We start from the raw sequence: 13,378 nt of genomic DNA on the forward strand, positions 1-13,378 counted from the left end.
GCGGGCGTGGCGGGAGATGCGCCCGATGAATTGGACCCGGTAGAGTCGACCGTTGGTCGACTATCGCGCGCAGCACGGGAATTTCGCGATCTGATGGTAGGGCAGTCGACTGACAGTCGACTCTACCAAGTCGACGCTACCAAGTCGGCCCCACCCCGCCGGCCCACCATTTTGCGCCCCCCATGATCGCGCGGTGCTGCGGGAGTATGCTGGCAGCATGCAGACCACCACCCAGCTTGCGCGGCCGATCGACCGCTACTTCGCCAGCTACTCCGACGACCACCGCAATGTGATCAACCAGCGCATCCACGTGGTGGCGGTACCGGCGATCCTGTGGTCGGTGGTGGCCCTGCTGTGGTGCGTACCGCCGCTGATCACCTGGTTCCAGTACGGCATCTGGGCCGCCTTCGCGATGTTCAGCGCCTGGTGCTTCTACAACAAGCTGTCGCGCCCGCTGGGGATCGGCATGCTCATCCAGTTCTTCGTGTTCGGCTGCCTGTGCCGCCTGCTGGAAGCCGAAATCGGCCTGCACAACCTGTTCTGGCTGGCGGTGGGCGTGTTCGTGGTGGCCTGGGTCGCGCAGTTCATCGGCCACAAGTTCGAAGGCCGCAAACCCAGCTTCCTGACCGACCTGACCTACCTGCTGATCGGACCGGCCTGGGTGATGGCCAAGGCCTACCGCAAGCTCGACTGGCGCTACTGACACCTCCCGCCGCGCCCACCGGCCATCGTTTCCTGAACGGGCGCGGCCCGTCACCCCTGCTGCACGATCGACCTGCCAGCCTGCGATGCACAGGCGGCGCAGGCCTGCCTGCCGGTTCGCCGTGTGGCCCCCAGCCGTTGCCACGCGGGGGCGCAGCCCCCCATGCGCGGGCGTAGGGAGCCGATCCGGCAAAGCCGGCGACCACACCCTGCAAGGCACGGAAAAGGGCGTGCCGCACCGCAAAAAAGATGAATAGCGCACGTTACATGCCGTTTGTAGCCGTTACATGGGTTTCGGCGACATTTGGCTGACTGTTAGACTCAATGACCTGCTCGTGAATCATGGATTCCCTGCATGCTCCCCAGCCTGCCCCTGCTGCTGGCCCTGCCGTTCCTGATGGCAGTGGCTGTTGCGGCCTTCCCCCGTAGTTCCCGCTCGACAGCCGCCTGGCTGGCGGCGCTGGCGCCGTTGGGCGGCCTGGCCATCCTCGGCTGGCTGACCCCGGCGGTGATGGACGGGCAGGTGGTCCGCACCCTGGTGCCCTGGCTGCCGCAGATAGGTCTGGATTTCGCCCTGCGCCTGGATGGCCTGGCCTGGATGTTCGCCGGCATGGTGCTGGGCATCGGTGCGCTGGTGGTGCTGTATGCGCGCTACTACCTCAGCAGCCAGGACAACGCGCACCGCTTCTACTGCTACCTGCTGCTGTTCATGGGCGCCATGCTGGGCATGGTGCTGTCGGGCAACCTGCTGCTGCTGATGGTGTTCTGGGAAATGACCAGCATCAGCTCGTTCCTGCTGATCGGCTTCTGGTCGCACCGCAAGGATGCCCGCGAGGGCGCGCGGATGGCGCTGGTGATCACCGGCGGCGGCGGCCTGGCCCTGCTCGGTGGCGTGCTGCTGATCGGCCGCATCGTCGGCAGCTTCGATCTGGACGTGGTGCTGGCCGCCGGCGAGCAGATCCGCGCCAGCGCGCTCTACCCCTACGCCCTGTTCCTGGTGCTGGCCGGCATCTTCACCAAGAGCGCGCAGTTCCCGTTCCACTTCTGGCTGCCGCACGCCATGGCCGCGCCCACCCCGGTGTCGGCCTACCTGCATTCGGCCACCATGGTGAAGGCCGGCGTATTCCTGCTGGCACGCCTGCACCCGGCCCTGGCCGGCAGCGACCTGTTCTTCTACACGGTCAGCGGCATCGGCGCGCTGACCCTGCTGATCGGCGCCTGGAACGCGATCTTCCAGCACGACCTGAAGGGCCTGCTGGCCTATTCGACGATCTCGCACCTGGGCCTGATCACCCTGCTGTTCGGCCTGTCCACGCCGATGGCGGTGGTGGCCGGCGTGTTCCACATCCTCAACCACGCCACCTTCAAGGCCTCGCTGTTCATGGCCGCCGGCATCATCGACCACGAGACCGGCACCCGCGACATGCGCAAGCTGGGCGGGCTGCGCAGGTTGATGCCCTTCACCAGCGCGCTGGCGATCATCGCTTCGCTGGCGATGGCCGGCATTCCGCTGCTCAACGGCTTCCTGTCCAAGGAAATGTTGTTTGCCGAGGCGCTGACCGCCGGCGGACCCGGCACCATGCGCACGGCCGTGTCGATCGCCGCGCTGCTGGCCGGCGTGTTCGGCGTGGCCTACAGCCTGCGCTTCGTTCACGACACATTCTTCGGCCCCGGCCCGCATGGCCTGGACCGCGTACCGCACGAGCCGCCGCGCTGGATGAAGGTGCCGGTGGAGATCCTGGTGGTGATCTGCGTGGCGGTGGGCATCGCCCCGGCGCTGACCGTGGCACCGGTGCTGCACGCTGCGGCCGGTTCCATCCTCGGCAGCGCCATGCCCGAGTACAGCCTGTCGGTCTGGCACGGCTTCAACCTGCCGCTGGCGATGAGCGCGATCGGCGTGGTCGGCGGCGTGGCCCTGTACTTCGGCCTGCGCAAGCTGATCAACCTGCACGGCGTGCAGAACACCACCACCGGCCGCAACGTCTTCCATGCGCAGCTGGACACGATTTCCGCGCTGGCCATGCGCCTGACCAACGGCATCGCCAACGGCAGCCTGCAGCGCATGCTGCTGGGCCTGGTACTGGTGGCGATCACCGTGGCCGCCGCACCGTACATCGCCAACCCGGCCTCGCCCAACTGGACCCGGCCGCAGCCGATCCCGCTGCTGGGCTGGGCGCTGTGGCTGGTGATGATGGCCTGTGCGGTGGCGACCCTGCGCGTGTACAAGCAGCGCCTGCTGGCGGTGCTGCTGGTGGGTGGCGTCGGCCTGATGGTGTCGCTGACCTTCGTGTTCCTGTCCGCCCCGGACCTGGCGCTGACCCAGCTGCTGGTGGAGATGGTGACCCTGGTGCTGATGCTGCTGGGCATGAACTACCTGCCCGCCCAGTCGGGGCCGGAGCGGCCACGCTGGCGCAAGCGCCGCGATGCGGTCATCGCGATCCTCGCCGGCAGCGGCCTCGGCGCGCTGGCCTACAGCGCGATGACCCTGCCGCCGAACACCATGGCCGGCGAGATGCTCGCCCGCGCCCTGCCCGAGGCCTATGGGCAGAACGTGGTCAACGTGATCCTGGTCGACTTCCGCGGCTTCGATACCTTCGGCGAGATCACCGTGTTCGGCATTGCCGCGCTGGTGGTGCATGCCCTGCTGCGGCGCACGCGCATGGCGCCGGAACAGATCATGCCCGGCCCGCCGATCAAGCTGCCGGTGCCGGCCGATCTGGCCCAGATCATGTTCCCGCTCACCCTGACGGTGTCGATCTTCCTGTTCCTGCGCGGCCACAACGCGCCCGGCGGCGGCTTCATCGCCGGCCTGGTACTGGCGGTGCCGCTGCTGATCCAGTACGTGATCCAGGGCACCGCATCGGTCGAATCACGCTTCGGCTTCGACTACATCCGCTGCATCGGCATGGGCCTGCTGATCGCCCTGCTCAGCGGCAGCGCCTCGATGCTGTTCGGCGTGCCGTTCCTGACCAGCGGCCACCTCGACCTGCACCTGCCGTTGATCGGTGAGGTGCCGCTGGCCAGCGCCATTGGCTTTGACATCGGCGTCTACCTGGTGGTGTTCGGCGGCGCCATGCTGATGCTGTCGATGATGGCCACCGTGAAGCCCTCGCGTACCCGCAGCGCGCGCAAGGGCGAGATCGACCTGCAACGCCGTTCGGCCCGCACCGGGGAGATGCACTGATGGAACTGGCCCTGGCCACCGCGATCGGCGTGCTGACCGCCATTGGCATCTACCTGCTGCTGCGCGCGCGCAGCTTCGATGTGATCCTCGGCATGACCTTCCTGTCCTATGCCACCAACCTGCTGATCTTCGCTGGTGGCCGCGTGGTGCAGGGCAAGGCGCCGGTGCTGCAGGACGGCCTGGAAAGCCACCTCGGCAACTACACCGATCCACTGCCGCAGGCGCTGGTGCTGACCGCCATCGTCATCGCCTTTGCGATGACCGCGGTGACCATCGTGCTGGCCATGCGCAGCCGCAGCGACAACCACAGCGACCACGTGGACGCCCACGAACCGGATGAGGACGCACCGCCGCGTCGGGGCGAGGACCAGGCATGAACCATCTGGTGATCCTGCCGATCCTGATTCCGCTGCTCGGCGCCGCGCTGTCGCTGTTCGTCGAACACCGCCGTTACGGCCCGAAGGTGCAGCGCAGCGTGGCCTGGACCGCACTGGGTGCGCTGGCACTGGCCGTGGGCCTGCTGTTCGCGCAGACCGCCGGCGGTGACATCAACGTCTACCTGCTGGGTGACTGGCCGTCGCGGCTGGGCATCGCGCTGGTGGCCGACCGCCTGTCGGCGTGGATGCTGCTGACCACCCTGCTGCTGGCCATCCCCTGCCTGATGCACGCCTGCTCGGGCTGGGACCGGCGCGCGCCGCACTTCCATGCCCTGTTCCAGTTCCAGCTGGTGGGCCTGAACGGTGCGTTCCTCACCGGCGACATCTTCAACCTGTTCGTGTTCTTCGAGGTGATGCTGATCGCCTCCTACGGCCTGCTGCTGAGTGGTGGCCGTGGCCTGCGCATGCGCATCGGCCTGCACTACGTGGTGTTCAACGTCACCGCCTCGACCTTGTTCCTGATCGCGCTGGGCCTGCTGTACGCCTCGCTAGGGTCGCTGAACATGGCCGAGCTGTCGCAGCGCATCGCCGAAGTGCCGGCCTCGCAGCTGACCCTGGTGAAGGCGACCATCGGCCTGTTGCTGCTGGTGTTCTGCGCGAAGGCCGCGCTGATGCCGCTGTACCTGTGGCTGCCCGAGTCCTATGCGCGTGCGCCGGCCGCAGTGGCCGCGCTGTTCGCGATCATGACCAAGGTCGGCCTGTACGCCGTGCTGCGCGTGCAGATGCTGTGGTTCGGCGAGGACGCCGGTGCCCTGGCCGGCTACGGCCGCGACTGGCTGCTGTGGGCCGGCGTGGCCACCCTGGTGCTGGGCGGCCTGGGCGCACTGGCGGCTGCCCGCCTGCGCGTGCTGATCTCCTACCTGGTCATCGTCTCGGCCGCGACGCTGTTCATCGCCTTCGCGGTGGGCACGCCGAAGGTACTGTCGGCCGGTCTCTACTACCTGCCGCACAGCAGCTTCGTTGCGGCGGCGCTGTTCCTCATCGCCGACCTGATCCGCCGCCGTCGTGGCGGTGCCAGCGATCGCAAGGAAGTGGTGGCACCGATGCCGGGCAAGGAAACGCCGGCCGTGCTGTTCCTGATCGGCGCGGTCTCGGTGGCCGGCCTGCCGCCGCTGTCCGGCTTCCTGGCCAAGGCCGCGCTGCTGGCCGGCATGCCCGCGCAGTACACCGGTGCGGTGTGGACGGCGGTGCTGGCCAGCAGCCTGCTGGTCATCATGGGCCTGACCCGCGGTGGCATTCGCCTGTTCTGGCGCGTGCCGACGCCCGACCCGGAGGCACCGCCGCCGCGCAAGGCACCGTTGCGCCGCATCGAGCTGTACGCCGCCTGCCTGCTGCTGGCCTACGGCATCGGCATGACCCTGGGTGCCGCACCGCTGATGCGCCACACCGATGCCATCGCCGCCCAGCTGCTGCAGCCAGGTGACTACGTGCAGCAGTTGCGCGCGACCACGCCGGAGATCCGCCAGCCATGACCGCCAAGCGTTCCTTCCGCCGCCGCGTGTTCCCCTCGCCCGCCCTGAGCATGATGGTGGTGGCGTTCTGGCTGCTGATGTCCGACAGCTTCACCCTCGGCCAGATCGTGCTGGGCCTGGTGCTGGGCGTGGTGGTGCCGCTGTTCGCCGCGCGCCTGGACCGCGAGTTCGCCCGCATCGGCACGCTGCGGCCGGTGCCCAGGCTGCTGGTCGTCACCCTGTGGGACATCCTGATGTCCAACATCCGCGTGGCCATCCAGGTGCTCGGCCCGGAGCGCAACATCCACCCCGGTTTCATCTGGTTGCCGCTGGATATCGCCAACATCCATGGCATCGCCGCGCTGACCAGCATGATCACCCTGACCCCGGGCACCGTGTCGGCCGCGCTGAGCGATGACCGCAAGTACCTGCTGGTGCACGTGCTGCACCTGGAAGACCCGCAGGAGCTGATCGACACGATCAAGCGACGTTACGAAGCCCCGTTGATGGAGATCTTCCCATGACTGGATTCCAGATCATCCAGACCACCCTGGTGGTGTGCATGCACGTGGTCGGCCTGGCCATGCTGCTGGGCACCTGGCGCCTGCTGCGCGGCCCGACCGTGCCCGACCGCATCCTCGCGCTGGACACGCTGTCGGTGACCGCCATCGCCGAGCTGATGCTGTTCGGCATGTACCTGAACTCGGCGATCTACTTCGAAGCGGCGCTGGTCATTGCCATGCTCGGCTTCGGCAGCACCGTGGTGCTGAGCAAGTTCGTGCTGCGCCGGGACATCGTCGAATGATCACCTTCATCCAGATCGCCCTGTCGGTGCTGCTGCTGTTTGGCTGCTTCTTCATCCTGGTCGGTGCGCTGGGGCTGGTGAAGCTGTCGACCTTCTTCAAGCGCCTGCACGCGCCGACCAAGGCCAGCACGCTGGGCGTGGGCTGCGTGCTGGCGTGTTCGGTCTGCTACCACATCTTCCTGGGCCAGGACCCGCAGCCGCGCGAGCTGCTGATCACCGTGTTCCTGTTCATCACCGCGCCAATCAGCGCGCACATGATGGCCAAGGCCGCGCTGTCGCTGCTGATGGAAACCCGGCCCAGCCTGCCGGGCAACGAACGCGCCAAGGAAGAACAGCTGCCGCCGCCGGAACCGGCGCGGGAAGAGGACACCCCGCAGAACCGGTAGGTGCCGGCCGCTGGCCGGCATGGCTCATTGAGGGTGGGTGCCACAGCTCATTGATGGTGGGTGCCGACCGTTGGTCGGCACGGCCCGTCATCCACGCATGGCGTGGATCTACAGGACCAGGGCGATCTCCAGCCCCACCCACGCAACGAACGCCCCCAGCAGGATCCCGCCTTCGCCGCGGCTGATGCGCAGGTCGCCGCGCAGCATCGGGTACAGCACCAGGGCGAAGGCCAGCAGCGCCGGCAGTTCCAGGCGCACGAACGAGGCCGGCAGCGCCAGCGGCTGCAGCAGGCCCATCGCACCGATCACCAGCAGCAGGTTCACCACGCTGGAACCCAGCACGTGGCCCAGCACCATGTCGCCGTGGCCGCGCCGCGCCGCCGCGAGGGCCGCGGCCACTTCCGGCAGCGCGGTGCCGATGGCCACCGGCAACAGGCCCACCAGCAGCGGGGTCCAGCCCAGCGCCGTGCCGAAATCCGCCGCAGCGCCCACCAGCAGGCGCGCGCCCCAGTAGAGCGTCAGCGCGGCGATCAGCACGCGCAGCACGTTCAGCGGCAGGCTGGTACGGCTCAGCGCGGATTCGGCGATGACCGACTGCACGTCCGGTGCTTCCAGGCGCCCGCGACGCAGCAGCACGATCTGCACCAGCACGAAGCCCGCCACCAGCACGCCGGCTTCCCAGCGCTGCAGGCGCCCATCCAGGCCGAAGACGATCAGCAGCAGGCCGGCGGCCAGCAGCGACCACCACAGCACGCCCTGCAGGCGCGCGCGCAGCAGCAGCGGCGTGGCGATGGCAGCCACGGCCAGGGTCAGGCCGAGGTTGGCGATGCTGCTGCCGATGGCGTTGCCCAGGGCCAGTTCGGGCTGGCCAACCCACAGCGCGCGCGCATTGACCGCCAGTTCCGGCAGCGACGTGGCGACGCCCAGCAGCAGCAGGCCGGCAGTGAAGGCACTGGCGCCGAAGCGCTGGGCGAGGCCGGCGACGGCCTTGACGATGGAATCCCCGCCCAGCGCCAGCAGCAGCAGGCCAAGCAGGAACCAGGCAATTGAAATGGCGATCATCGAGCACTCCCCAGCGGTCGTGGCGCGATTCTACGCGTGGCCCACCCTTCGCGGGTGAGCCACGGCGGCCGTGGTCAGCCGCAGCCTTCCACGTAATCCACCTGCGGGGTCTGGCCGACCCGCCAGCTGCCGACCTTGCCGTCGGCGCCCAGCGCGAAATCGATGATGGCCGCGCCTTCCTGGGCCGGGCGCACGCGCAGGTGCTGGGCCTTCTCGTCGTACTTGTCCGGGCCGACGTCGGCGCGCTCGGGGTACAGCAGCTGCAGTTCGCCCAGGGTCATGCCGACCTTGCCGCCGCCCGGGGCGACGATGCCGGTGCTGCGCACGTCATAGCGCACCAGCTTGCGGCCCTCGATCATCAGGCGCGGGTCCTCGGCATCCTGCGGGCGGAGGAAGTAGCAGCCGTCGTTGTTGTCATCGGCCGGCAGCGGCTTGCCTGCCGCATCGCTGCCCATGCCCTGCAGCGGCGTGCCGAAGCCACTGCGCACGTCGGCGATGGGCGCGCCCAGGCGGGCACCGCCGAAGCCATCCAGCCGCGCCGGGCTGTCAGTGCGCGGGTCGGCGGGGGACGTCGGCGCCAGGTCTGCATCGGCCGGTGCGGTGGCGGCGGCGGTGTCCTTGGCCGGGGCAGAGGCCTCGGCGGGGGCGTCGGCGGTGCGGTTGCAGGCGGCCAGCGACAACAGCAGCAGGCCGGCGATGGGCAGGTGTTTCATGGGTGCGGGTCCTTGGCACAGGGTGCTGGCACGCTAGCGCAGCGCGCGTGCAGGCGCTGCATTGTCATCGCCGTTTCATGGCCCTCGTTCAGGCTCGGCGTGCACCGACTTGGCTGTCCTTTCCATGCAACCGCGCAAGACCGACCTCGCCCGAACCGCGCTGCAGGCCCACCGCGCGCCGCTGGACATGCGCCAGCGCCGGCTGCTGATCCTGTGTGATGGCCAGCGCAGCATCGCCGACCTGACCGGCTTGATCGGCCAGGAGGCGCCCGCCATGGTGATCCAGCTGGTCCAGGGCGGCTACCTGGAAACCGGCGCGCCCGCGCCCGCGCCACCACCACCGGCACCGTCACCGCCCGTGGCTCCCCGCCCGACGGCGGCGGTGGCACCCGCAGTGGTCCCTGCAGCTGCGCCAGCGCCTGCACCTGCCGCCCCGGTGGAGCGCCGCCGCTCGCTGGTGGCCGCGCGCATCTACCTGCTGGGCATCCTGGAAATGCAGCGCAATCCGATGGCCGCCGCCCTGTTCCGCGACCTGCAGCAGGCCCGCGCCGAAGAGGATGTGGTGAAGGTGCTGCAGGCAGCGTTGCAGGCGTTGCCGGGCATGACCTCCGACGGGTACTGCGAGCGCGTGCGGCAGCGCCTGCTGGAAGCGCTGCCGACGGAGCATTGCGACGCCTTCGCGGCAACGGCGTAGGGTCGCGAAAACATCCACGCATGGCGTGGATCTACAACATCACCGGTCGGATTGACCGCGTGGATCCACGCCATGCGTGGATCCCGCATCCCGCCAGTAGATCCACGCCATGCGTGGATGCAATGGATCAACGGAAATGGTTGCGCAGGCCGTTCCAGCACTGCTGGTAATCGCCCTGGCGGTGGCCGGCGGACAACGCCTGCGCGCTCGGGCGGATCACCGCGCGGGTCTCGAACATGAAGGCCATCGTGTCCTTGATGACATCGGCCTTGGACAGGTCGGCGTTGGACGCCTTATCGAAGGTCGGCGCATCCGGGCCATGCCCGCTCATGCAGTTGTGCAGCGAGGCGCCACCGGGCACGAAGCCTTCGGCCTTGGCGTCGTAGGCACCGTGCACCAGGCCCATGAATTCGCTGGCGATGTTGCGATGGAACCACGGCGGGCGGAACGTGTTCTGCGCCACCAGCCAGCGCGGCGGGAAGATGGCGAAATCCATGTTGCTGGTGCCCGGCGTGTCGCTGGGCGAATGCAGCACCAGGAAGATCGACGGGTCCGGGTGGTCGTAGCTGATCGAGCCGATCGTGTTGAAGCGACGCAGGTCGTAGCGGTACGGCGCGTAGTTGCCGTGCCAGGCCACCACGTCCAGCGGCGAATGATCGATGGGCGCGCGCCACAGGCGGCCCTCGAACTTGGCGATCAGTTCGAAATCACCGTCCAGGTCCTCGAACGCGGCGTGCGGCGTTTCGAAGTCACGCGGGTTGGCCAGGCCGTTGGCGCCGATCGGGCCCAGGTCCGGCAGCTTCAGCAGCGCGCCGTAGTTCTCGCAGATGTAGCCGCGGCTGGGGCCGTCGGGCAGCTCGACGCGGAAACGCACGCCACGCGGGATCACCGCGATCTGCTGCGGTTCGACCTCGACCACGCCCAGTTCGGTCAGCAGGCGCAGCGCGCCCAGCTGCGGCACGATCAGCAGTTCGCCATCGGCGTTGTAGAAGTAGCGGCCCACCATGTCCCGGTTGGCCGCGTACAGATGGATGCCGACGCCGGCGTGCGCATCGGGCGAGCCGTTGCCGCCCATCGTGTACAGGCCTTCGACGAAATCGGTCGGCAGTTCCGGCAGCGGCAGCGGGCTCCAGCGCATCTGGTTGGGCGAGGCCGGCTGCGCGCCGAAATCACACTGCAGCTGCGACTGCGCGAACGGGGTGAACTCGCCGTGGGTCACCGCCGGGCGGATGCGGTACAGCCAGCTGCGGCGGTTGCTGCCGCGCGGTGCGGTGAACGCGGTACCCGAGAGCTGTTCGGCGTACAGCCCGTGGGCCACCTTCTGCGGTGAGTTCTGCCCGACCGGCAGCGCGCCGGCGACGGCCTCGGTGGCGAATTCGTTGCCGAAACCGGACTGGTAGCCGCGGGCGGTGATGGCGGTGGACATGGGAACTCCAGAGATTGCCGGCCAGCGGCCGGCACTACCATTCGGACAGGCAATGCCGGCGGGAAGCCGACATTGCCTGCAGACGTTACAGCACGCCGCGGCGGATCTGGTCGCGCTCGATGCTTTCGAACAGCGCGGTGAAGTTGCCTTCGCCGAAGCCTTCGTTGCCCTTGCGCTGGATGATCTCGAAGAAGATCGGGCCGATGCAGTTCTGGGTGAAGATCTGCAGCAGCTTGCGCTGGTGGGTTTCCGGGTCGGCGTCGATGAGGATCTTGTTCTTCGCCAGGCGCGCCACGTCTTCACCGTGGTTGGGCACGCGCTGGTCGATCACATCGAAGTAGGTCTCCGGCGTGTCGAGGAAATCCACGCCCTGCGCGCGCATGGCTTCGACAGTCTCGTAGATGTTGTCGGTGAAGCAGGCGATGTGCTGGATGCCCTCGCCCTTGTACGCGTCCAGATACTCGTTGATCTGGCTCTTCGGGTCGGACGACTCGTTCAGCGGGATGCGCACGATGCCGTCCGGGGCGGTCATCGCCTTGGACACCAGGCCGGTCTTCAGGCCCTTGATGTCGAAGTAGCGGATCTCGCGGAAGTTGAACAGGCGCTCGTAGTAATCCGACCACTGCTGCATGTTGCCGAAGTACAGGTTGTGGGTCAGGTGGTCGATGAAGGTCAGGCCGAAGCCGAACGGACGCAGGTCGGCGCCGTCGATCACTTCGTAGTCGCCATCGAAGACGCTGCCGGCGCTGCCGTAGCGGTCGACCAGGTACAGCATGCAATCACCGATGCCCTTGATGACCGGGGCGTTGACGGCCTTGCTGTCCGGCTTGAAGGCGATGGCCTCGGCGCCGTTGCCCAGAGCGGTCTGGTAGACCTCCTGGCCCGGCTTCTTGAAGCGGATGGCAAAGCCGCAGGCGCAGGGGCCGTGCTTTTCGGCGAAGTCGGCGGCGAAGGAATCGGGGTCTTCGTTGACGAGGAAGTTGACGTCGCCCTGGCGATAGACGGTAATCGGACGCTGCTTGTGCTTGAGCACCGCGCTGAAGCCCATCTTGCGGAAGTACTCGTGCAGCTCCTGGCCACGGCCGGCCGGGGCGGCAAATTCGACGAACTCGAAGCCGTCGATGCCCATCGGGTTTTCGAAGGTGGTGACCTGCATGCCGGGGTTCGGGTGCGAGGCGGTCGGGACTGCGGTATTCATGGCGTGGCTCCGAATCGGTACCGCATCGGTACAAACCAGGTGCGGGCTAGGGTGGACCCGGCGAGAATGCAGGGTCCGGACATACCACTTATAGTTACACTTGAAACCACCAGCAAGGTGCACCGCAGCATGAGCCCAGCCGACCCCGCCTCCACCCGCGTGCGTGCCTCGCACGTCCTGCTCGACCTGGAACAGTTCCTGCCGTATCGGCTGAGCGTGCTGTCCAACCGTGTGAGCGGCAACATTGCCAAGCTCTATGGCGACCGCTACGGCCTGGCCATTCCCGAGTGGCGGGTGATCACCATCCTGGCGCTGTACCCGGGTTCGTCGGCCAGCGAGGTTTCCGATCGCACGGCGATGGACAAGGTGGCGGTCAGCCGCGCGGTGGCGCGCCTGCTGGAGCGCGGTTTCATCAAGCGTGAGACGCACGGCGATGACCGCCGGCGCTCGGTGCTGGCACTGTCGGCGGCGGGTTTCGAGGTGTACGAGACGATCGCGCCGCTGGTGATCGAGATCACCCGCAAGCTGATGTCGGTACTGAGCGAGGAAGAGGAGCAGGTGCTGGAGAAGCTGATCCTGCGGCTGGCCGGCGATGGCCTGGAGCGGATGGGCGAAGGCGTCTGAGGGGAAGGTTTCCGGGGCTCTGCCCCGGTCCCCGGTAGTGCCGGCCGCTGGCCAGCAACATCAACAGCAACAACTGGGTTTCCGCTGGATGGCGGGGCGGTGTGGCCTTGCAGGACACGCCGTGCCCCCCCCTCCGGGGTCCGGCCCAGCCGCTGGCGGCTGTGCGTTCGGGCGCTTGCGAAGCAGTGCTTCGCAAGCAAAGCGCCCTCACCCCTGGGGGCTCGATGGCGCCATCCATGGCGCCAACGGTCCTGCAAGCCCACACCGCCCCACCTCTGACAGATTCCGTGCGCTGTCGGTGGGTGCCGACCGTTGGTCGGCACATCTGTCAGATATCGAAATCAATTGTGGGTCAGAACCGGTGCCGACCAACGGTCGGCACCCACCCGAGTCGGACTCAGTTCCGGTAGATCCACTCCATGCGTGGATGACGTTGCCTGCCTCGCCCGGCGTGTCGTCGGCAACCCTTCAAGGGTGCATCGGGCCGTCGTTGATGACGTTGATCGCGTGCAATTGGGTGTCCGCCGACGAGCGGCACCCGGGCCTCACACGTCACTGGCTGTCGGCGTTGCCACCTGATGTTTCGGGATTGGCCCGGTAGCATCGTCTTGGACAGATCAGGCCTATCCAACGGCCTCAATCGAGTGGTTTTGCCTATTGGACGAACGCTCCGGCCGGGGCGAGGTTGGGCGCGCA

The 13,378-nt window shown here is 67.8% G+C and carries 13 protein-coding genes; 9 read left to right on the forward strand and 4 right to left on the reverse strand.

What is annotated here, in order from left to right; translation table 11 throughout:
- Nucleotides 1-217 precede the first annotated feature (217 nt).
- The 7 genes from C1927_RS19505 (at nucleotide 218) to C1927_RS19535 (ending at nucleotide 6,965) form a co-directional block, all read left to right on the forward strand.
- On the forward strand, nucleotides 218-703 hold the full coding sequence (locus tag C1927_RS19505) for an Mpo1-like protein (protein WP_079225412.1): 486 nt from the start codon (nucleotides 218-220) through the stop codon (nucleotides 701-703).
- Between the two features lie 354 nt (nucleotides 704-1,057).
- The gene (locus tag C1927_RS19510) at nucleotides 1,058-3,886 is read left to right on the forward strand and encodes a monovalent cation/H+ antiporter subunit A (protein WP_108747541.1); all 2,829 of its coding nucleotides are present in this window, start codon (nucleotides 1,058-1,060) and stop codon (nucleotides 3,884-3,886) included.
- On the forward strand, nucleotides 3,886-4,263 hold the full coding sequence (locus C1927_RS19515; RefSeq protein ID WP_079223912.1) for a Na+/H+ antiporter subunit C: 378 nt from the start codon (nucleotides 3,886-3,888) through the stop codon (nucleotides 4,261-4,263). Before C1927_RS19510 ends, C1927_RS19515 begins: the two co-directional genes overlap by 1 nt.
- Entirely contained in the window at nucleotides 4,260-5,795 is a 1,536-nt protein-coding gene (locus C1927_RS19520) for a monovalent cation/H+ antiporter subunit D (protein WP_108747542.1), read from the forward strand. The genes C1927_RS19515 and C1927_RS19520 overlap by 4 nt, the downstream gene beginning before the upstream one ends.
- Entirely contained in the window at nucleotides 5,792-6,298 is a 507-nt protein-coding gene (locus tag C1927_RS19525) for a Na+/H+ antiporter subunit E (RefSeq protein WP_108747543.1), read from the forward strand. The genes C1927_RS19520 and C1927_RS19525 overlap by 4 nt, the downstream gene beginning before the upstream one ends.
- Nucleotides 6,295-6,579 (forward strand): K+/H+ antiporter subunit F, encoded by a 285-nt coding sequence (locus C1927_RS19530; protein ID WP_079223917.1) that lies wholly within the window; start codon nucleotides 6,295-6,297, stop codon nucleotides 6,577-6,579. Before C1927_RS19525 ends, C1927_RS19530 begins: the two co-directional genes overlap by 4 nt.
- The gene (locus C1927_RS19535; RefSeq protein ID WP_108747544.1) at nucleotides 6,576-6,965 is read left to right on the forward strand and encodes a Na+/H+ antiporter subunit G; all 390 of its coding nucleotides are present in this window, start codon (nucleotides 6,576-6,578) and stop codon (nucleotides 6,963-6,965) included. The genes C1927_RS19530 and C1927_RS19535 overlap by 4 nt, the downstream gene beginning before the upstream one ends.
- A 108-nt stretch (nucleotides 6,966-7,073) precedes the next feature.
- Here C1927_RS19535 and C1927_RS19540 read toward each other — a convergent pair whose 3' ends face one another.
- Together C1927_RS19540 and C1927_RS19545 are read right to left on the reverse strand one after the other, a co-directional pair.
- Nucleotides 7,074-8,027, reverse strand: coding sequence for a sodium:calcium antiporter (locus tag C1927_RS19540; protein ID WP_108747545.1), 954 nt, complete (start codon nucleotides 8,025-8,027; stop codon nucleotides 7,074-7,076).
- 74 nt (nucleotides 8,028-8,101) lie between these two features.
- Complete coding sequence (locus C1927_RS19545; protein WP_108747546.1) at nucleotides 8,102-8,740, reverse strand: hypothetical protein; 639 nt, start codon at nucleotides 8,738-8,740, stop codon at nucleotides 8,102-8,104.
- Between the two features lie 124 nt (nucleotides 8,741-8,864).
- Here C1927_RS19545 and C1927_RS19550 point away from each other — a divergent pair, with 124 nt between their 5' ends.
- Nucleotides 8,865-9,434 carry a hypothetical protein gene (locus C1927_RS19550; RefSeq protein ID WP_108747547.1) on the forward strand — a complete coding sequence of 190 codons (570 nt, stop codon included), beginning with the start codon at nucleotides 8,865-8,867 and terminating at the stop codon, nucleotides 9,432-9,434.
- A gap of 127 nt (nucleotides 9,435-9,561) precedes the next feature.
- Here C1927_RS19550 and hmgA read toward each other — a convergent pair whose 3' ends face one another.
- Both hmgA and hppD read right to left on the reverse strand, forming a co-directional pair.
- Nucleotides 9,562-10,860, reverse strand: coding sequence for a homogentisate 1,2-dioxygenase (gene hmgA / locus C1927_RS19555; RefSeq protein ID WP_108747548.1), 1,299 nt, complete (start codon nucleotides 10,858-10,860; stop codon nucleotides 9,562-9,564).
- 85 nt (nucleotides 10,861-10,945) lie between these two features.
- A complete protein-coding gene (hppD, locus tag C1927_RS19560; protein ID WP_174208704.1) occupies nucleotides 10,946-12,058 on the reverse strand; it encodes a 4-hydroxyphenylpyruvate dioxygenase in 1,113 nt (370 codons plus the stop codon).
- Between the two features lie 129 nt (nucleotides 12,059-12,187).
- Here hppD and C1927_RS19565 point away from each other — a divergent pair, with 129 nt between their 5' ends.
- Nucleotides 12,188-12,682 (forward strand): MarR family winged helix-turn-helix transcriptional regulator, encoded by a 495-nt coding sequence (locus C1927_RS19565; RefSeq protein ID WP_079223924.1) that lies wholly within the window; start codon nucleotides 12,188-12,190, stop codon nucleotides 12,680-12,682.
- Nucleotides 12,683-13,378 lie beyond the last annotated feature (696 nt).

Source organism: Stenotrophomonas sp. ZAC14D1_NAIMI4_1 (assembly GCF_003086775.1).
Taxonomy (GTDB): Bacteria; Pseudomonadota; Gammaproteobacteria; order Xanthomonadales; family Xanthomonadaceae; genus Stenotrophomonas.